Source organism: Ammoniphilus sp. YIM 78166, assembly GCF_004522215.1.
Taxonomy (GTDB): Bacteria; Bacillota; Bacilli; order Aneurinibacillales; family RAOX-1; genus YIM-78166.
In genome coordinates this window covers 767,259-785,660 of the sequence record NZ_SDLR01000003.1, presented here as the reverse complement: position 1 = coordinate 785,660, position 18,402 = coordinate 767,259, and the positions used below count along the sequence as shown (strand labels likewise).

Annotated in this window: 19 protein-coding genes; 15 read left to right on the top strand and 4 right to left on the bottom strand. The window is 43.8% G+C overall.

Annotated elements, in window-relative coordinates; all coding sequences use genetic code 11:
* Positions 1–58: 58 nt before the first annotated feature.
* Complete coding sequence (locus tag EIZ58_RS15430) at positions 59–1,318, bottom strand: SpoIID/LytB domain-containing protein (protein ID WP_134701729.1); 1,260 nt, start codon at positions 1,316–1,318, stop codon at positions 59–61.
* An 83-nt stretch (positions 1,319–1,401) separates the two neighbouring features.
* Between EIZ58_RS15430 and EIZ58_RS15425 the strand changes: the two genes are divergently transcribed.
* The 6 genes from EIZ58_RS15425 (at position 1,402) to EIZ58_RS15405 (ending at position 6,681) form a co-directional block, all read left to right on the top strand.
* Positions 1,402–2,205 carry an ABC transporter permease gene (locus tag EIZ58_RS15425; protein ID WP_205672216.1) on the top strand — a complete coding sequence of 268 codons (804 nt, stop codon included), beginning with the start codon at positions 1,402–1,404 and terminating at the stop codon, positions 2,203–2,205.
* A 4-nt stretch (positions 2,206–2,209) separates the two neighbouring features.
* Positions 2,210–3,022: an ABC transporter permease gene (locus EIZ58_RS15420; protein WP_134702008.1), complete on the top strand. Its 813-nt coding sequence runs from the start codon at positions 2,210–2,212 to the stop codon at positions 3,020–3,022.
* A 23-nt stretch (positions 3,023–3,045) separates the two neighbouring features.
* The gene (locus EIZ58_RS15415) at positions 3,046–4,026 is read left to right on the top strand and encodes an ABC transporter ATP-binding protein (protein WP_134701727.1); all 981 of its coding nucleotides are present in this window, start codon (positions 3,046–3,048) and stop codon (positions 4,024–4,026) included.
* A 109-nt stretch (positions 4,027–4,135) separates the two neighbouring features.
* Complete coding sequence (locus EIZ58_RS33450) at positions 4,136–4,282, top strand: hypothetical protein (protein WP_167577734.1); 147 nt, start codon at positions 4,136–4,138, stop codon at positions 4,280–4,282.
* 15 nt (positions 4,283–4,297) lie between these two features.
* Entirely contained in the window at positions 4,298–5,650 is a 1,353-nt protein-coding gene (locus EIZ58_RS15410; protein ID WP_134701726.1) for a cytochrome ubiquinol oxidase subunit I, read from the top strand.
* On the top strand, positions 5,647–6,681 hold the full coding sequence (locus tag EIZ58_RS15405) for a cytochrome d ubiquinol oxidase subunit II (protein ID WP_134701725.1): 1,035 nt from the start codon (positions 5,647–5,649) through the stop codon (positions 6,679–6,681). The genes EIZ58_RS15410 and EIZ58_RS15405 overlap by 4 nt, the downstream gene beginning before the upstream one ends.
* Before the next feature lie 141 nt (positions 6,682–6,822).
* Here EIZ58_RS15405 and EIZ58_RS15400 read toward each other — a convergent pair whose 3' ends face one another.
* Positions 6,823–7,209, bottom strand: coding sequence for a (deoxy)nucleoside triphosphate pyrophosphohydrolase (locus tag EIZ58_RS15400; RefSeq protein WP_134701724.1), 387 nt, complete (start codon positions 7,207–7,209; stop codon positions 6,823–6,825).
* Positions 7,210–7,360: 151 nt separating this feature from the next.
* Between EIZ58_RS15400 and EIZ58_RS15395 the strand changes: the two genes are divergently transcribed.
* Positions 7,361–7,636 (top strand): HU family DNA-binding protein, encoded by a 276-nt coding sequence (locus EIZ58_RS15395; protein WP_134701723.1) that lies wholly within the window; start codon positions 7,361–7,363, stop codon positions 7,634–7,636.
* A gap of 63 nt (positions 7,637–7,699) precedes the next feature.
* Here the strand turns inward: EIZ58_RS15395 and EIZ58_RS15390 are convergent, their stop codons facing one another.
* Positions 7,700–8,638 (bottom strand): beta-ketoacyl-ACP synthase III, encoded by a 939-nt coding sequence (locus EIZ58_RS15390; protein ID WP_483296327.1) that lies wholly within the window; start codon positions 8,636–8,638, stop codon positions 7,700–7,702.
* Between the two features lie 262 nt (positions 8,639–8,900).
* Here EIZ58_RS15390 and EIZ58_RS33445 point away from each other — a divergent pair, with 262 nt between their 5' ends.
* From EIZ58_RS33445 to EIZ58_RS15380, 3 genes are all read left to right on the top strand, one after another.
* Positions 8,901–9,056, top strand: coding sequence for a hypothetical protein (locus EIZ58_RS33445; protein WP_167577733.1), 156 nt, complete (start codon positions 8,901–8,903; stop codon positions 9,054–9,056).
* Between the two features lie 215 nt (positions 9,057–9,271).
* Positions 9,272–9,892, top strand: coding sequence for a LysE family translocator (locus EIZ58_RS15385; protein ID WP_134701722.1), 621 nt, complete (start codon positions 9,272–9,274; stop codon positions 9,890–9,892).
* A 68-nt stretch (positions 9,893–9,960) separates the two neighbouring features.
* Positions 9,961–12,042 carry a molybdopterin-containing oxidoreductase family protein gene (locus tag EIZ58_RS15380; protein ID WP_134701721.1) on the top strand — a complete coding sequence of 694 codons (2,082 nt, stop codon included), beginning with the start codon at positions 9,961–9,963 and terminating at the stop codon, positions 12,040–12,042.
* Positions 12,043–12,425: 383 nt separating this feature from the next.
* Here the strand turns inward: EIZ58_RS15380 and EIZ58_RS15375 are convergent, their stop codons facing one another.
* Positions 12,426–13,520, bottom strand: coding sequence for a DNA polymerase Y family protein (locus tag EIZ58_RS15375; RefSeq protein WP_134701720.1), 1,095 nt, complete (start codon positions 13,518–13,520; stop codon positions 12,426–12,428).
* Between the two features lie 142 nt (positions 13,521–13,662).
* Here EIZ58_RS15375 and EIZ58_RS15370 point away from each other — a divergent pair, with 142 nt between their 5' ends.
* The 5 genes from EIZ58_RS15370 to EIZ58_RS15350 all read left to right on the top strand — a co-directional run bounded on the left by EIZ58_RS15370 (position 13,663) and on the right by EIZ58_RS15350 (position 18,375).
* Positions 13,663–14,580, top strand: coding sequence for a chemotaxis protein CheV (locus tag EIZ58_RS15370; protein ID WP_134701719.1), 918 nt, complete (start codon positions 13,663–13,665; stop codon positions 14,578–14,580).
* A gap of 38 nt (positions 14,581–14,618) precedes the next feature.
* Positions 14,619–15,527 carry a YitT family protein gene (locus EIZ58_RS15365; protein ID WP_167577732.1) on the top strand — a complete coding sequence of 303 codons (909 nt, stop codon included), beginning with the start codon at positions 14,619–14,621 and terminating at the stop codon, positions 15,525–15,527.
* Between the two features lie 9 nt (positions 15,528–15,536).
* Entirely contained in the window at positions 15,537–15,767 is a 231-nt protein-coding gene (locus tag EIZ58_RS15360; protein WP_134701717.1) for an excisionase family DNA-binding protein, read from the top strand.
* Positions 15,768–15,857: 90 nt separating this feature from the next.
* Positions 15,858–16,685, top strand: a complete 828-nt coding sequence (locus EIZ58_RS15355; protein WP_134701716.1) for a YihY/virulence factor BrkB family protein — start codon at positions 15,858–15,860, stop codon at positions 16,683–16,685.
* A gap of 67 nt (positions 16,686–16,752) precedes the next feature.
* Complete coding sequence (locus EIZ58_RS15350) at positions 16,753–18,375, top strand: ABC-F family ATP-binding cassette domain-containing protein (protein WP_134701715.1); 1,623 nt, start codon at positions 16,753–16,755, stop codon at positions 18,373–18,375.
* Positions 18,376–18,402: the final 27 nt, after the last annotated feature.

Sequence of the window (18,402 nt, the reverse complement as noted above, 5' to 3'; positions counted from 1 at the left end):
AGTACTAATGCTATCGGAACGGTCAGTGACTTAACGCTTTAGACGAGAATGAACTTGCTCATGGCAGGCTCATCGAGGTAATTTGGGTACCAGGAAAGTAAAACTGTAAGATATCGCGATACGTTTTTCCTTGCAATCCCATATAGTGTGCACCCCATTGGCTCATGCCCACTCCATGCCCGTATCCTTTGCCTTTCATGGAATAAGTCCCTTTATCTAGCGTCAGGGAGTCAATAAGATAGCTTTTAAACCGATTGCCTCCGATAAGCGGACGGATGTGAGAAAGTGGAACGTCAGTTAGGCTAACGGTCTCAAATAAAACAGTTCCATCAAGTAATCTCCTTAGAAATTCAATTTCAATGGATCCCTTAGTGGCACGTTGAGAAGCATAACGATGCTCAGATAGTTCAAAGCGAGGAATGGACAAAATCTTCAAGTCGCCTAAATAGCCTTTTCGATAGAGCCATTTTTTCATGGTAGCCGTTATGTTTTCGTCCTTCTCAACGATGCTTTCCCACCAGTCCGTTTGGTCCCAATCAATCTCTTCAAGTGAAATTTGCAATTGCTCCAGCTCAAACTCCCATGGATGAACCGGATCGAAGGGGTCACGCTTAATGGGATAGTAAGAGATGGAGTTTCCTCCCCATACATGGGCATTGCTTTCCGTCATGCCTCCATTACTAGCAGAATAAAAAGCCTCAATTAATCGATTTCTATACGTAATGACCTCTCCACGGGTTTCCTCAACAGCCTTAGTGGTCTGAGGGTACCAAGTGTAACCACCGTAGACCTGATAGGAGATGGTGTCATCCATTTCTTTTTTGGCATGGGCAGCTGCATAGGTTCGAGCGGCTAAAGCCTGAGCTTTCAGAGTTTCCAAACCCCAAGTGGGGTACACTTCATAAGGGACGACTCCTTTTAGATAATCTTCTAATGGAATATGATTTACAGGTTGGATGGGTCCTGTATCTACCAGCCGAAACTCCATGGCACCTAAGTAAGGTCTTCGGTTTATGCGGATTACATGATGGGTGTCATATTGCTCTGGGTAAAGGACCAAAGGAGTTTTAAATTCTTGAATGATCCCGTTTCCTTCCAATCGCAGGGAGTCCTGTTGGGAGGTAAGATGATATTTAACCCCCTCGATCAGACGGATAGAGGGATCTGTGCTTAGATAGTTCCCGGTGAGATACACATCCAGTTCTCTGGTTTCTCCTATATAGTTGGCAAGTCTAATGGAAACCAGTTCTTCAGCGCTGCTAAGCTGTGGTGTGAAACAAAAAGCGGTCAGGGTAAGAATTAGCAGTAAGGTTCTCATGAGCGTAGTATGTGCTGCACATCTTACCATCTATACCACGGGATGGTACAATGAGTGAAAACTAGAAACAGGAGGGATAGGTGGTGCAGGAGCTCCGAATGTATCTTGAATTTTCTCGTAAGGCATTCCAGCGTTCGGCAGCATATCGATTTGATGCTTGGACACGATTATTCTCCAATATCATCTTTCTTTTTATGTGGGGATTTATTTGGTACGGCCTATATGCTGGGAAAGAGGATGTGGGCGGAATTACGTTTGAAGCGATGTTAAGTTATATTGTGATTAGTCAAATGCTGCAGGGCATCCATGGAGCGGGAACCCCCCTATGGGAAATCCAGGAAAGAGTCCGTTCGGGAGACATCGCCATGGAAATGATGCGGCCTTATGATTACCCCACAAGAACCCTGTTTTCCGACTTCGGCAATATCTTATTCCACATGCTGACTGCCGTACTTCCTTTGTATATTGTCTTGTTTTGGCTAATAGATCTGCAAACGCCAACCTCGCTCTTGCAATGGGGTGTTTTTGTGTTGTCAGCTATCCTCGGTTATCTCATCCGATACAGTATCGAGCTTACTTTTGGTTTATTCACCTTTTGGCTGATCGAAACAGGGGGGGTAGAGGATATTTTTTATTTTTCGATTTCACTTTTTTCAGGATCTGTAATTCCTCTATGGTTTTTTCCGGACTGGCTGGAAATGGTTGCACGATTTTTGCCTTTCCAGGGGATATTTTTTGTTCCGAATGCCATCTTTGTGGGGCAATTACAAGGGGAAGCCATGGTTTACGCTCTGTTCGTACAAGTGGTATGGCTTGTCATTTGTTTTAGTCTTCTTCGTTGGGTGTGGTCAAAGGCATCCTTGAAAATCGTCGTCCAAGGAGGCTAGTATGATGTGGCAAACATGGGTAAGTAGCTATCGGTTGTACTTTCAGATGGTGTCAGCAAGTATTCGAGCGCAAATGCAATATCGTTATGCCTTTTTTATGAACATATTAGGCTGGGCCATGAGCTATGCCGGAACAGCCGTGACGATGTGGGTTATGCTTCACTCCTTCCAAACCTTAGAAGGTTGGACGTTATGGGAGCTTATTTTTCTTTTTGCTTTAGCCGTACTCTCGTGGGGAGTCTGCGTGCTTTTTTTCTTTCACTTCCGAAGCTTGGATCAATATATTGTTAACGGTACATTTGATCGCTTTTTAGTACGCCCCATCCATCCCTTTTTTCATTTTATGGCCATGAAATTTGACATCGGGGCATTTGGGCAGCTGTTATTTAGTGTACTGGCATTAGGTATAGCCTATTGGAAGCTCGAGTTGAGCTGGGGGTTAGAGAAGTGGGCTGTTTTATGTGGTGCGATTATAGGTGGTACCTTGATTCAAGGAGGGATACTAGTTCTGATCTCGGCGATGGCCTTTTGGACAACCCGTTCCGAGCGATTTTACTGGGTTGTGATGTTCCCTACTAAAAGCATGATGAACTTCCCTCTGACTTTATATCCCCGTCTTCTGCAATGGTTTTTTATTTTTATCGTGCCGTTTGCTTTTGTGAACTACCTACCTGCTTTGTTTCTACTCGAGAAATATCATCCTTCGTATTCTACCTTCTGGGGAACCCTTAGCCCCTTTGTAGGATTCCTATTCTTTGGGGGTTGTTTCCGGATTTGGATGGCAGGATTGAACCGTTATAAGAGCACAGGTTCTTAAACAAGGAGAAAGGAGGAGTACTGATGAGCCTAATAGAGGTAAAAGACCTATCGAAGCAATATTTCATTGCCAAACGTCAGGAGGGAATGTGGGGCGCGGTGCGCAGCTTATTTCATCGGGAATATCTAACGAAAACCGCCGTGGAGGAAGTGTCGTTCTCGATCGAGACAGGTGAAATGGTAGGCTATATCGGACCTAATGGAGCTGGTAAATCTACAACGATCAAGATGCTTACCGGCATCTTGGTTCCTACCTCAGGAGAAGTTCGCGTAGGGGGGCTGGTTCCTTATCAAGAGAGACAAAAGAATGCGCGTCAGATCGGGGTCGTCTTTGGCCAGAGATCTCAGCTGTGGTGGGATTTACCGACGATCGAATCGTTTGAACTGCTTAAGCAAGTTTACTTCGTCCCTGATGAACAGTATCGGAAAAATATGAAGATTTTTACTGAAATTCTTGGTCTCGATGAATTTTACCAAACTCCCGTACGTCAATTGTCTCTAGGTCAACGTATGCGGGCGGATATTGCAGCCTCACTCTTACATAACCCATCTATTTTGTTCCTAGATGAGCCGACCATTGGGCTTGATGTTGTAGCTAAGGATCGCATGCGAGCATTTATCCAAGAGATGAATAAAGAGAGAGGCATTACGGTCATATTGACCACTCATGACATGTCAGATATTGAAAAGCTGTGTAAGCGGATGATACTGATTGATCAGGGACGTGTAATGTATGATGGTTTGTTGTCCAAGGTAAAAGATCACTTTGGCAAGACGCGTATCTTAATCGTAGATTTAGAAAGGAATTTCCCGCAGCTTCGTGTGGAGGGAGCCGAATTAATCCGTGAAGAAGGAGTTCGGAAGTGGTATCGTTTTAATAAAGAAGAGTATACGGCTGCACAGATTATCAATAGAGTATCGGAACAAGCTGAAATTGTCGATCTATCTTTGGAAGAACCGGAAATAGATGCCATTATCCGCCAAATGTATGAACAAGGTTTTTAGTTGACCTCTCGGGGAGCCCCGGGAGGTTTTTTCATGAGCATGAATGTGCAAGGTTTTATTTGGAATAATATCCCTGTGTTCATTATTATGTGAAGTAAAGGGGAAGGAAATGGCGATGGATATGGATAACGGCAGTTTACTGTTTATTGGGCTAGAGCAATACGGCAGTGAAGAACACTTCACCCATCCCCATGAGTACGAAGGGATGATTGAGCAGCTTCACGATGGGCTGCTTAACCTGTACAGAATGGAATAGAAAGGAGCTGCTTATATGGATCACGTACTTACAGCACGCTCGTTATTCGGAATGACGATGGGGTTTCACATTATTTTTGCAACTCTTGGTGTAGGCATTCCCTTAATGGTTCTATTTGCAGAGCTTCTCTATCAAAAAACAAAAGACAAAGCGTACTCTATTATGGCTAATCGTTGGACCAAAGGATTTGCTGTTCTGCTTGGGGTAGCCATCCCTTCCGGAACTATAGCAGGGGTTCAGTTGTCGCTGCTATGGCCAGGTTTTATGGAAGTTGTGGGGAAGGTTATGGCGTTACCCTTTCAGATTGAAATTTATGCTTTTTTCGTCGAAGCGTTGTTCATGTCAATTTATGTCTATGCGGCTGATCGCATTACGCCATGGATGAGAATTCTTAGTGTAACCCTCATTGCCTTAGGAGCCGCGGCTTCGGCCATTCTTATTACCAATGTACATGCTTTTGAAGGAACACCTACAGGTTTTCGCATTGTTGGGGGGGAAATCGTCGATGTCGATCCATGGGCTGCTTTCTTCAATCCAAGCTTTTTCGTGACAGCGGGCCATGTGGTGGTATCTGCTTTTATGACTGGGGCATTTGCGATAGCGTCCATTTCAGCTTTTAAGATGCTGAAGGAGCGCAGCCAAAATGAAGTATTCCAATTTCACCGAAAAGCTCTTGTTCTTAGTTTGGTTGTGGGAGGAATCTTCTCCTTACTCACAGCTGTGAACGGTCATGAAGCAGCACAGATGCTCCACATTTACCAGCCCGAGAAGCTCGCTGCAGCCGAAGGATTATTTGAAACACAGCCCTATGCGCCGCTGGCTATAGGAGGGTTTACGGATCGGGAAACGGAAACAGTAAAGTATGCGATTCACATTCCATGGGCCTTAAGCTTTCTTGCCGGAGATCGATTTGATACGGTTGTGCGAGGGTTGAATGATTTTCCAGAGGAGTGGTGGCCACCTCTATTTGTCCATACGTTGTTTAATGCGATGGTAGGGATAGGGTCGATGCTCATTCTTCTTTCCATGGTCGGCTTTTTCTGGAACAAGATTTTGAAGCGAGATCAGTTTCCTAAATGGCTGATGTGGGCTTTTGTCGCATCGGGTCCGTTGTCTATGCTTTCCATTGAGTTCGGCTGGATCTTCGCTTGTACAGGCAGACAGCCCTGGGTTATCTACCGCATGATGACAACGGCTGAAGCCGTAACCGGCTCGACTCAATTAGGGGTCCTATTTGCCTTATTTGCTGGTGTTTACGTGATCTTAGGACTATCCGTCGTCCTTGTGCTGTTCTATTATTTCCGGAGGCATCCTGTACACAGCGAGCTTAGTAAACACGCTGACTCAGCAGGAGGAAGCCCGGCATGAGTACCGATGCGCTTCTCGCTATTTCTGTCCTTTGGGGATTCGTATTTATCTATGCGGTTATGGCTACGATGGATTTTGGTGCAGGCTTTTGGTCAATGGTGTATATTAACCGAGAGAAAAACAACGCAACCAATATTGCAAACCGTTATTTATCCCCGACGTGGAAAGTAACGAACGTATTTATTGTGGGAATTGTGGTTGCTTTGATTAGTTTTTTTCCTGGGGCGACCTTTACATTAGGCACGGTACTTCTTATACCCGGAAGCATCATTCTTTTACTTCTGTCCATACGAAGCGGCTTTTTGGTTTTTTCCCATATTGCAGATGAATATCGAAAGCCACTCACGTATATCTCCGGGATTACCGGTGTCCTTATTCCCGGATTGCTCTTAAGTGTATTACCTATCACTCATGGTGGCTATATCGAGGTCATCAATGGAGTAGAGCAGCTTCAGCTGGATCGATTGTTTACCAGTCCTCAGACCTATGCTTTTATTGGTTTTGCCGTCAGCAGTACGCTTTTTTTATCGTCTCTGTTGTTAGCAGATTATTCTAATGTCGCTGAGGAAAGGGAAGCCTATTCCATTTACCGGCGGGATGCATTACTTTTAGGGCCTATCGTGCTGTTCATGACTTTTTTTATCATGTTGACGATTGAAGTAGAGGCCCCTTGGCTTTATGACAATATGATGGAGTATTTCCCTCATTTGCTAGCCTCTATTTTCATTTTTATGCTGGGTTACGTAGCACTCTTCATTCCTTCCGGGATAAAGGAAGGGGTGAGAGGGCGGCCGCGGTTAGCGGTAATCGCCATCGTCACTCAATACCTCATCGCAAGCTATGCCTATGGCCGAGCTCATCTGCCTTATATGGTGTATCCCTTGGTGACCGTGGAATCCGGCTTTACCCACCCGGCAACGTTTCGTGCCGTATTTATTAGTTACATTGTGGGATTTGTTATTTTATTCCCGGGCTTCATTTACTTTTGGAAGTTGTTCATGAATGACCGTAAGTACATTCGGCAGGAATGAAATTCCCTCTCTTTGGGTTAGCAGGTAAAAATTTTGGGTATCCATAAAGGCAGATAGCTCGTATAATCAAGGTAACTAAACAAGTTCAGTTTAGTGTTGAGAGAGAATCGCCCCTCCGAATCGGTGGGGTTTTTTTGTTTCTTAAATTAGAGCGCGAATGGTCGGTATGTCAGCCGGAGCCCATTCGAGTGAGAGAAGCTGATCAGCAGGAACCCAGTCGATGCGTGCATGTTCCTTAGCCGTAGGTGTCCCGCTCAATAACCTAGCGCGATAGGTTAACAGATGAACGACTGCAAAAGGGTAGTCGTGATGGATATCTTCAATTAAATCTTGAACCTCGATAGTACAGCCTAGCTCTTCTTGAATTTCTCGCACTAGGCTTTGCTCTGGACTTTCACCCTCTTCCATTTTTCCGCCAGGAAACTCCCAGAGATTTGGCATCGACATAGAAGGTGAGCGCAACGCGCATAATATCTCCCCTTCATGATTACGGATCACTGCACCTACAACATGGATGGTCTTTTTCATGTAACCCCCCCTAAATAAAGGTTAAAATACAACATTTCTAGTATATCCATAAGAATAAATTAGCGAATATCGTGCGTTCCCCCTTGTTTTCGAACGTAAGTTTGTTTAATATGAGAGCACGTACCCAATATTTCACTATGGAGGTAAATCCATGAACAAAACAGAACTAGTGGCTTATGTAGCCGAGTCCGCTGAACTAACGAAGAAAGATGCAGCCAAGGTGGTTGATGCCGTTTTTGAAGCGATTGAAACAAGCTTAAAGAAAGGCGAGAAGGTTCAATTAATTGGCTTTGGGAACTTCGAAGTTCGCGAGAGAGCTGCTCGAAAAGGCCGTAATCCGCAAACGGGAGAAGAAATTGAAATTGCAGCCTCTAGAATTCCAGCGTTTTCTGCCGGGAAGTTGCTTAAGGACTCTGTGAACGCGTAAGAATCCTACATAAATAAAAAAGCCTTGGGAGTATCCAAGGCTTTTTCCTTTTTCTGCGTCTTATTATTTACCCCATATCATCGCTACAGATCCCCAGGTTAGACCGGCGCCAAAACCTACCATGACCACAACATCACCGCTCTTGAGTCTGCCTGAGTTAATCTCCTCCTTCAGTGAGAGAGGAATAGTCGCTGCACAAGTGTTAGCATAACGATCAAGCGTCATGGAGAAGCGATCCTTCGTTACGCCCAGCTTGTTTGCCGCTTCTTCGATAATGCGAGAGTTGGCTTGGTGAGGGATAAACAAATCAATCTCGGATAAATTTAACCCAGCCTTCTCAACGACCTGGTGAATGGACTTAGGCATTTGTCGAACGGCAAATTTATAGACTTCCCGTCCGTTCATTCTTAAGTAATCTTTGATAAATAACTGCTCAGCCCCTGTGCCGTCAGCCCCTAAATCAAAGGAAAGTATTCCTTTATCCTCGGAAACCGGTCCCATAATAATGGCTCCGGCGCCATCACCAAACAAAATAGCCGTATTGCGATCGGTCCAATCCAGCTTTTTGGATACTTTTTCTGCTCCGATTACCAGGACATGGCGGTAGGTACCTGTCTCAATAAATTGTTTGGCCACGACCATAGCATAGGTGAAGCCTGCACACGCAGCGCTCACATCCAATGCTGGAACCTGTCGAGCTTTAATTTTTTCTTGGACAAGACAGGCTACAGAAGGAAATCCATCATAATCTGCTGTTCCTGTGGCTACGAGGATCATATCGATATCCTCAACGCCGATTCCGGCATGCTCAATGGCTTCGATGGACGCATGTGCTGCCAAGTCAGAGGTATCGGTATCTTCTCCTGCAATTCGTCTTTCTCTAATCCCTGTCCGAGCGAGGATCCACTCGTTGGACGTTTCTAATGTTTCCTCAAACGCATGATTAGTCATAACCTGCTCGGGGACGTAGTGCCCTACGCCTAATATACCAGCACGTATCATTCGTGTATCAGCTCCAATTATTTTTAGCGATTTGTTCAACAAGCATCTTTCAATATTAGGCATTGTTTCCACTAAACAATAAAAGCATGTCCGTTTTACCTAATAATACTAATAATGAATGTATTTTATCACACATCCAGGTTGATTTATAGTCAGTAGAGCAGAGTCCTCCAGTATATCCCAGTTATAATGTTAAGTATATCCGTTGTGGGCACAAACACACACTATTAACTGATCACAAGTCTTAAAGAGGAGGCGAACCATGGAAAAGGGAAAGGGAAGTACCAAGCTTACGGATAATCAACAACTTTATGCAAAAAATTATCTAGGAAATCAAGCTCAATCCACCGATCGAGCCCTAGATGCAGAGATTTATCTTGATCAAAGCGAATCGAGGCTAATGAATGAGGAGGAGTAGTGTCCTCCTTCTAATCTTTACGGCAAGTTAAGAGCACTGCAGGAAACTTGAAGCCATGCTTTCAAAGGGATAAGATCGCCCTTTGAAGGCTTTTGCTTTTGCTTTAGTCTGTTAATCTATTAGATTGTTAGTATGTTAGCACAGTTGCTTGAGAATTTTTGGAGAGGATGCTTAAATGAGAATCATAATAAAGAGAGCTAAAGGAGAGGGAGGCTATGATTGACTCTTGGTTAATTTCTTATGTCATTGTGTCCATATCCATTATTCTGATTCCTGGACAAGACATGTTGTTTGTCCTAACACAAAGCATTGCTTCCGGCAATAAGGCTGGGATTCAAACGGTTCTTGGTTCCATTACAGGAACCTTTATTCACACTTTCTTGGCAGCAGGCGGGTTATCCATTATTTTTCAACACTCCATTATTGCGTTTAACATTCTCAAAATTGCAGGGGTTGTTTATTTACTGTATTTGGCGATTCAAGCTTTTCGAGAGAAGCCAAAGCCGATTGGAGTTTCCGCGGATAAAACATCAGATGGGAATCACTTTCGCAAAGGGATTTTGATGAATCTCTCCAATCCAAAGGTCGCTATTTTCTTCTTGACGTTTTTACCCCAATTCGTGGATCCTCTGCGAGGTCATGCTGGCTTGCAGATGCTACTATTCGGGTTCATTTTTATCATCGAGACGCTTATCATTTTCACTCTTATTTCGCAATTCGCTTCAAGATTAGGTGCAAAGGTGAACGGAAGCAGCTGGTTTGTCAAAGGGCTAAAGTACGTCAAGGGCACGGTTTTTGGTAGTTTAGGCATCAAGCTTCTGTTATCAAGCAGATAATCTAATGGAGAAATCTCTTGAAAAGACATATAATTTCTTCATATGTCTAGTAGAAAGGAAGAACAGATTTGACAGCAAACCGTATTCAAGACAATGGAATCTTTCATTCCGTCTGTCCATTAGATTGTCCGGACACCTGTTCGCTTCACGTGTATAAAGAAGAAGGAAGGATTACAAAGGTCCGAGGAAATCCGGAGCATCCCGTAACCCAGGGCGCAATCTGCAATAAGGTTCGCCATATGGCCGAGCGGATCTATCATCCCGAACGCCTTTTGTATCCGATGAAGCGTGTGGGGAAGAAGGGGCATGGAGAGTTTGAACGTATCACTTGGGAAGAAGCGATTGCTGAAATTACATCCAGATTCCATCAAATCATCAATAGATCAGGCAGCGAAGCCATTCTCCCTTATAGCTTCTACGGGAATATGGGGGTCTTAAACGCAGATGGTATGGATCGGCGATTTTTTCACCGGCTTGGTTCGAGTCAATTAAACCAGACGATTTGCAGCATTGCCGGTAATGTAGGATACGCCTACACCATGGGAATAACCGGAGGGCTGCAGCCGGAAGAAACGGTGGACTCTAAGCTCATCATCATCTGGGGCGGTAATCTTGTGAGCACGAATATGCATCAGGTGATGCTAGCAGAAAAGGCGAGGAAAAGGGGAGCCAAGGTTGTGGTGATTGATGTACACCAGAACCAAACGGGAAAATGGGCGGACTGGTTCATTCCTCTACGTCCAGGTACAGATGCGGCCTTAGCTCTAGGAATGATGCACGTGCTTTTTAAACAAGGGATGGTTAATGAAGACTTCCTTACTCAATATACTCATGGATACGATGAGCTGAGAGAGCATGTGTTGGCCTATTCTCCTGACCGTGTTGCTGCCATTACTGGTGTCCCTGTGGATGATATTTTCAAACTTAGCCAAATGTACGGAGAGATTTCTCCTTCCTTCATCCGCATCGGAAATGGCCTGCAGCATCATGACAATGGAGGGATGGCTGTTAGAACCATTGCCTGTTTGCCGGCACTAACGGGTCAATGGAAGCTTAGGGGAGGTGGAGCGACAAAAAGCAATGGCTGGTATGCCAGGTTGAATGAGACAGCGCTCTCTTGTCCACAATTACGTAAGAATCCCGAAGCAAGAGTAATCAATATGAACCAACTGGGGGAGGCGCTTAATCAATTAAAGAATCCCCCCATTGAAGCCCTGTTTGTTTATAATAGCAATCCAGTGGTGGTTGCTCCTGATGCCAATGAAGTGATAAACGGGCTCTTGCGTGAGGACCTGTTTACCGTTGTACATGATCTTTTCCTTACGGATACGGCTAAATATGCAGATCTGGTATTGCCGGCTACATCATCTTTTGAGAATACGGATTTGTATAAGTCCTACTGGCACCCCTACATTCAACTACAGGAGCCCGTTATTCCAGTGCTGGGAGAATCCAAGTCCAACTTCGAATTGTTCAAACGATTAGCGCAAGCTATGGGGTTTGAGGACAGTCCTTTTCAGGATACAGAAGAGGATCTGATTCAGCAGGCGTTGGACAATCCAGCGAATCCTTATCTGCAGGGTATTACGCTAGAAGGCTTAAAGGAAAAAGGGTGGATGAAGCTTGCGCTCGGACAAGAAAAACCTTACTTGAAACGTCTTCCAACCCCCTCTGGCAGGATCGAATTGTTCTCGGAACGGTTGAAGCTGGAAGGAAAACCGGCTCTGCCGGAGTATATTCCTTTAGAGGAAGGATATGACGGCGAGAGTCTATCTAGTGCAGAGTCTTTTCCTCTTATGCTCATCACGCCGCCTAACCACAATTACTTAAACTCTACCTTCGCTAATGTAGAGAAGCTGCAGAACATGGAAAAGATGCCCACATTGCAGATGCATCCGGAGGATGCCGCACACCGGGGGATCAAGACTGGAGATCAAATCAAAGTCTGGAATGCACGAGGGGAGTGTCAGCTTTCAGCATGGGTTACTGAAGCTATGCTTCCTGGTGTTGTCGTAAGCCAAGGACTTTGGTGGGAGGGGCCAAGTGGGTCGCAGCTTATAAATAAACTTACATCCAATCGACTAGCTGATATGGGTGGAGGAGCTACATTTTTCTCCACGACGGTACAAGTAGAATCGTTGCGGACATAACTCTATGTCCGCTTTGTTTCATTTGATCACAGGTATAGTGTCGAAAAATGCAGAAAAACCTACCCACAAGGAGAGAATGAAGGAAAAAGGAGCTTTTTTTGTGAAAAATGACTGAATTTTGTGCATATCTGACTTTTACAAAAACTTTAGGAAGTGGTAATATTTAATTACAGCAAGAGATTACATCCTAAGCGAAAATACATAAGATTGAGGTGATGTCTCCTCTGTTTGATCCATGCTAGGGGAGGGATGCGATGGTATAAGAAGAATCACTGAGGTCTATTAGATTAGAAAGGATAGAAACATGAATACGGAAGATGAATCACGAATGCCCTCGACTCATTGATTTAGATATGAGTGCGAGGGCATTTTGTATTGTACTACTATGCTTTAAAGTCAAAATCCTGGAACGTAAGCTGATCATACTCCGCTTCCTCTAAATTAGATAGTCGTACTCCAAATAAGCGTAAGGCTGAACCATTTAAGTGCTCTAGATATAGAGCTTGGGCTGCCCGTTTGATTTGGGTGGCATCACTAGTGGAATGAGGAAGGGTTAAGCTTTTGGAGTAGGATGGTCCGGTCCGTTCCGTCTTATACACAATGGATACCGTTCGAGCCTTTTTTCCTTTTTCCTGAAGACGATGGGCCAGCCTTTGACTCATGTTCGTCGCAATCTCCATAATGGTGCCAGAATCATGAATGTCCTCATTAAAGGTTGTTTCCTTTCCAATTGTTTTATCTCCCTTTTCTCTTTCCTCATTAATTGCATTCGAGGAGATGCCATTAGCAAATTGGCTGAGCAATTCCCCCCGTTTCCCAAGTATCGATCGAAGAAAGGGAGGGTCTGCTTGAGCAAGCTGACCGATGGTATAGATTCCGTGTCTATTTAGCTTTTCTTCTGTTGCTGTGCCGCATCCGTATAAGGAGCTTAAAGAACGCGGGTGGTAATAGGTCATAAACTGCTTGACTCCCATCTGTACAATCCCACGAGGCTTTTTAACTTCGGAAGCCATCTTTGCGATGATCTTATTGGGTCCGATGCCTATTGAACAAGGAATAAGAATCTTTTCCCATAGGGTCTGTTGAATATAACGGGCAATGAGAATGGGGTGAGTTCCTGTCTCGAAGCGCTCTGTGACATCCACATAGGCTTCATCGATGGAGGCGACTTCTATAGGACCTAGCAAACGTAAAAACTCCATTATTTTAGAAGAGATAGAATGGTATAGCGCATGATCACGTTGAACGAAAATAGCTTCGGGGCATTTTTTTCTAGCTTGATAAACCGACTGAGTGGTATATATCCCTTGGTTCTTTGCTTCGTAGCTACAAGCTATGACTAGACCTTTTCGCTTATCCGTCATCGAGCCGCCCACTATGATAGGCTTGTTTCGCAATGAGGGATTAACGCTTTGATGACAGCTTGCAAAAAACGCGTTCATATCGGCCATAAGGATGATTCGATTAGTTTCAGCCATGTTATCTGAAGATCCTTTATCATTTATTGAAGGATTAGTGAACAACAAAAGGGACAGAAGGAAAACAGACAGTTTAAGCGAATATTATAGTACTATCTTACCATTCAAGAATAGGGATACGCCAGGGAGGCGAGCCGATAGCATGAATAATCAACTCAAACAAGGAATTTTACTAGAAAGCGGAACAAACGAACTTGAAGTACTGGAATTGGGGATCGACGGTAAGAATTGCTTTGGGATTAATGTGGCAAAGGTCAGAGAGATCACGAGTCCAGTTAGGGTAACGAAGCTCCCGAAGCATCATCCGTATATTGAAGGGCTTATCCAGTTGCGTGATGAAATTCTACCTGTTATTAATCTTTCTCTAGCTCTTGGATTACCGTGGGAAAACGAGGATACAGGCGTTTTTGTCGTGACCGAATTCAATCAGATGAAGGTGATCTTTCATGTAAGCTGGGTCAATCAGATCCATCGGGTATCATGGGAAGAAATTGAGAAGCCTTCTCAGATGTTTCAAACCATGGAAGGTTCGCTCATCGGTGTTATTAAGAAAATGGATAAAATCATTCTATTGCTCGATTTCGAAAAAATTCTGGTTGACATTAATCCTAGCGTCGGCATTACGAAGGAACGTGTCCAGAAAACGGGATCCAAAGAAGAAAGGGCAACTAAGCGGATCCTGATTGCCGAGGATTCCTGGATTCTTCGCAAGCTTATCGAAGAAACCCTGATAGAAGCCGGTTATAAGCAGCTATCTTTTTTCCAGGATGGTCAGCAAGCTTGGGATCACCTTGAGGAGATCTATCAGAAGGACAAGAACCAACTCAAGAAGTATGTCGAGTTGGTGATTACCGATATTGAGATGCCTCGAATGGACGGACTTCATTTCACCAAGAGGATCAAAGAGCATGAAGTGTTCAAAGAGCTGCCCGTTATTATTTTTTCATCTCTCATATCAGACTCGCTTCGACATAAAGGAGAGCAGGTAGGAGCGAACGCTCAGATTACTAAACCCGAGATTGATAAGTTGGTCGAAACGATGGATCGTTTAATTGTATAGTGCATGGTGTCTCTATGAGACACTTTTTTTCATTCCACATGTATTGTACTATGGAATTTCCGATATCTACAGAGAACCGAGGTGCCGTTTTGAAGAAAAATATGCTTTCCGTTAGCTTTCATTTTCTCCTTAATTTATTTGCTTGCTTTATAACCGCCCTTGCTTTTAATTATCTGATTATCCCCAACGATATTCTAAGTGGTGGTCTTACCGGAATTACGATTGTTATAAACTATTTTACGGGGTGGGGGGTCGGTTTACTTTATTTCCTATTTAATATCCCTATTTTTATATGGGCTTATCGAGAATTGGGAAGACGGTTCATCCTCTATAGCGGGATTGCGGTTATCGTCTTGTCTATTTTCATTGACTTTCTGCCTCCTCAACCGATCTATATAACGGAAGATCCCATGCTAGCGGCTATCTATGGAGGAATCCTTCTTGGCGTTTCGGTTGTGTTGTGGTTGAGAATTGGAGGGTCCGGAGGCGGAATGGATATTGTGTCGGTCATCTTGAATAAGCGATATGGCTTATCGGTGGGTCAGGTTTCGTTGATTCTGAATGGGATCGTCATTCTCTTATCTACTTTCTTATATAGTCTTGAGCAAACGATGTATACATTGATTACCATCTTTGTTTCCAGTAAGATTATTGATGGACTTCAGTCTGTCCAAAGCAAAAAGACCGTAATGATTATTTCTCCCCATTCACGCCTGATTACGGATGCCATATGGAAAAAGCTTCATCGTGGAGTAACCTACATCGATGGAAGCGGCGCATATAGCAACCAAGAAACGAAGATTATCATGTGCGTCATGACCCGCTTTGAAATAGCTGAACTAAAAAGGCTTGTCTTTGATATTGATCCTGATGCTTTTATAACTGTAAATACAACAGACGAGGTACTTGGCCACTTTAGACAAGGCCGAGCCAAGATCCAAGGTTAGGAGGGTGCGATGTATCTCACGATAAAGGAAACAGCGGAATATCTTAACTTCTCAGAGGACTTTATTAAACATCTTATTAGAGAAAAACGTATTCGCGCACTATTCGACGGTGAACAATTTCTCATCAATAAAGAGCAATTTAACGATCATCTTGAACAGATGGAAAAATGGAAGAAACTAATGGAGCTCGAAGCGGAGGAAGGGATTCCTGAAGATATTGACTATAAGGATGAGGATTAAAGTGACTTTCTTAGGAAAGTCCTTTTTTTTCTTTGCATTTTAGGGAAGATTAAATCGGAAACACTCTAATGACAGGGGGTTCTTTATAGGATGGTAACTAGAGTCCTAAAAGAGCTATGGATTCAATTTGACAGAGATGATCTTCTCGGCTTGTCCGCTCAGTGTGCTTATTATTTTCTTCTCTCGCTGTTTCCCTTTTTGCTTTTTTCCTTAAGCTTGTTAGGCTATTTGCCGATTACCTCAGAACAGGTCATGGATGTTGTGTCGGCATATATTCCTGAAGGAGTTTCCATGGGCATGGAGGAGCATCTTCGGTCCATCCTGGATATTAAGCGTGGAGGAACCCTATCCTTTGGGATTATATTTAGTCTATTTACCGCTTCAGGTGCTATGGATGCCATTGTCAAAGCCGTCAATAAGGCTTACGGTCTACCTGATCGCAAGAGCTTTATCCATTCTCGCTTGCTCTCTATCGTACTGACGGTGAGCATGTTGCTCGTAGTGATCTCTGCCTTGGTTTTGAGCGTTTTTGGTTATTCCATAGGGGAGTGGATGCATGCGCGACTCCATATTTCTAAGGAAACCATTAACTTATGGCATATCCTCCGTTGGACCATCAATTTTGTTATTGTTACGACGGTATTTATTGGCATTTACTTCTTTGCCCCCAATACCTGCATCAACTGCAAGGACGTCATTCCTGGGGCTGTTATCGCAGCTTTGGGTTGGCAGATTACTTCTCTAGGGTTCTCCTACTATGTAAATAACTGGGGGAATTATTCGGCTACCTATGGGAGCTTGGGTGGAGTGATTGTCTTGATGCTCTGGTTTTACCTTTGTGCATTGAACATTTTGATTGGCGGAGAGATCAATGCGATCAACTACGCGTATAAAGAAAGAAGGAGAACAGTAGGATAAATGCTCAATCTATGATAAAATATTGATTTGTGAGTGTAAATTTATTATAGGAAGAGGATTTATCAATATGATAAGTACAAATGGTGTTACGCTGCGCTACGGAAAGCGCGCCCTGTTTGAAGAAGTGAATATCAAGTTTACTCCAGGGAACTGCTATGGTCTGATAGGGGCTAATGGAGCGGGTAAGTCTACATTCCTTAAAATATTATCCGGAGAGATTGAACCCAATAAAGGTGATGTGATCATGAATCCGGGGGAACGCTTGGCCGTTCTGAAACAGAATCATTATGAATTTGACGAATTCGAAGTCCTAAAGACCGTCATTATGGGTCACAAGCGACTTTATGACATTATGGAAGAAAAAGATGCACTCTATTCCAAGGCTGATTTTACTGAAGACGATGGCATGAGAGCGGCTGAGCTAGAAGGTGAGTTTGGTGAGCTGAACGGGTGGGAAGCAGAAGCCGAGGCAGCCGAATTGTTGATGGGTCTAGGAATTGCCAAGGATCTTCATGATAAGAAGATGAAGGAATTAGATGGGAACCAAAAGGTACGTGTTTTGTTGGCGCAAGCCTTGTTCGGTCGCCCTAATAACTTACTGCTGGATGAGCCGACGAACCACTTGGACGCTGAATCCATCGCATGGCTAGAGAACTTCTTGCTCAATATTGATGACAATACCACCGTTATCGTTGTATCTCATGATCGTCACTTTTTGAACACGGTATGTACGCATATCGCAGACATTGACTTTGGTAAAATCCAGCTCTATGTTGGTAACTACGATTTCTGGTATGAATCCAGCCAATTAGCTTTGCAATTAGTAAGAGATCAAAACAAGAAGGTAGAGGAAAAGCGCAAGGAGTTGGAAAAGTTTATTGCTCGTTTTAGCTCCAATGCATCCAAAGCGAAGCAAGCCACTTCCCGCAAAAAGCAACTAGAAAAGCTAACGCTTGATGACATCAAGCCATCCTCCAGAAAATATCCTTATATTAACTTTAAGCCGGAGAGAGAAGCAGGCAAGCAAATTCTGACAGTGGATCAGATCTCGAAGGAATTAGAGGGAGAAAAGCTGCTGAATCAAGTGAGCTTTGTAGTAAATAAGGGAGATAAAATTGCTTTTGTCGGCCCTAACGGAAATGCGAAATCTACCCTATTTAAAATCCTCATGGGTGAGCTGGAAGCAGATAATGGTGAATATGCATGGGGTGTGACGACATCTCAAGCTTACTTCCCGAAGGACAACTCCGAGTATTTTGAAGGGGTGGATCTCAACCTGGTGGATTGGCTTCGCCAATACTCTAAGGATCAAGATGAAACCTTTGTCAGAGGCTTCTTGGGCCGCATGCTATTCTCGGGTGAAGAATCCTTAAAGAAGGCAAGCGTTCTTTCTGGAGGAGAAAAGGTGCGCTGCATGCTCTCTCGTGTCATGCTGACAGGAGCTAACGTACTCATTCTCGATGAACCTACGAATCACTTGGATCTTGAATCCATTACTTCACTGAATAATGGACTGATTGACTTTGACGGCACAGCTCTATTCGTGTCTCATGACCATCAGTTTGTCCAAACCGTGGCGAACCGGATTATTGAGATTACACCTAAAGGTCTCATTGATAAAATGATGTCTTATGATGAGTACTTGGCCAGTCCGGAAGTTCAAAAATTAAGAGAAGAGCTTTATGCTTAAATATCATTCAGGGCTACCTTACAAGGG

Bases quoted from the DNA above. Each gene is read 5' to 3' on its own strand.
- EIZ58_RS15430 (WP_134701729.1), bottom strand. From the start codon at position 1,318: ATGAGAACCTTACTGCTAATTCTTACCCTGACCGCTTTTTGTTTCACA.
- EIZ58_RS15420 (WP_134702008.1), top strand. From the start codon at position 2,210: ATGTGGCAAACATGGGTAAGTAGCTATCGGTTGTACTTTCAGATGGTG.
- EIZ58_RS15415 (WP_134701727.1), top strand. From the start codon at position 3,046: ATGAGCCTAATAGAGGTAAAAGACCTATCGAAGCAATATTTCATTGCC.
- EIZ58_RS33450 (WP_167577734.1), top strand. From the start codon at position 4,136: ATGGCGATGGATATGGATAACGGCAGTTTACTGTTTATTGGGCTAGAG.
- EIZ58_RS15410 (WP_134701726.1), top strand. From the start codon at position 4,298: ATGGATCACGTACTTACAGCACGCTCGTTATTCGGAATGACGATGGGG.
- EIZ58_RS15405 (WP_134701725.1), top strand. From the start codon at position 5,647: ATGAGTACCGATGCGCTTCTCGCTATTTCTGTCCTTTGGGGATTCGTA.
- EIZ58_RS15400 (WP_134701724.1), bottom strand. From the start codon at position 7,209: ATGAAAAAGACCATCCATGTTGTAGGTGCAGTGATCCGTAATCATGAA.
- EIZ58_RS15395 (WP_134701723.1), top strand. From the start codon at position 7,361: ATGAACAAAACAGAACTAGTGGCTTATGTAGCCGAGTCCGCTGAACTA.
- EIZ58_RS15390 (WP_483296327.1), bottom strand. From the start codon at position 8,638: ATGATACGTGCTGGTATATTAGGCGTAGGGCACTACGTCCCCGAGCAG.
- EIZ58_RS33445 (WP_167577733.1), top strand. From the start codon at position 8,901: ATGGAAAAGGGAAAGGGAAGTACCAAGCTTACGGATAATCAACAACTT.
- EIZ58_RS15385 (WP_134701722.1), top strand. From the start codon at position 9,272: ATGATTGACTCTTGGTTAATTTCTTATGTCATTGTGTCCATATCCATT.
- EIZ58_RS15375 (WP_134701720.1), bottom strand. From the start codon at position 13,520: ATGGCTGAAACTAATCGAATCATCCTTATGGCCGATATGAACGCGTTT.
- EIZ58_RS15370 (WP_134701719.1), top strand. From the start codon at position 13,663: ATGAATAATCAACTCAAACAAGGAATTTTACTAGAAAGCGGAACAAAC.
- EIZ58_RS15365 (WP_167577732.1), top strand. From the start codon at position 14,619: ATGTATTGTACTATGGAATTTCCGATATCTACAGAGAACCGAGGTGCC.
- EIZ58_RS15360 (WP_134701717.1), top strand. From the start codon at position 15,537: ATGTATCTCACGATAAAGGAAACAGCGGAATATCTTAACTTCTCAGAG.
- EIZ58_RS15355 (WP_134701716.1), top strand. From the start codon at position 15,858: ATGGTAACTAGAGTCCTAAAAGAGCTATGGATTCAATTTGACAGAGAT.
- EIZ58_RS15350 (WP_134701715.1), top strand. From the start codon at position 16,753: ATGATAAGTACAAATGGTGTTACGCTGCGCTACGGAAAGCGCGCCCTG.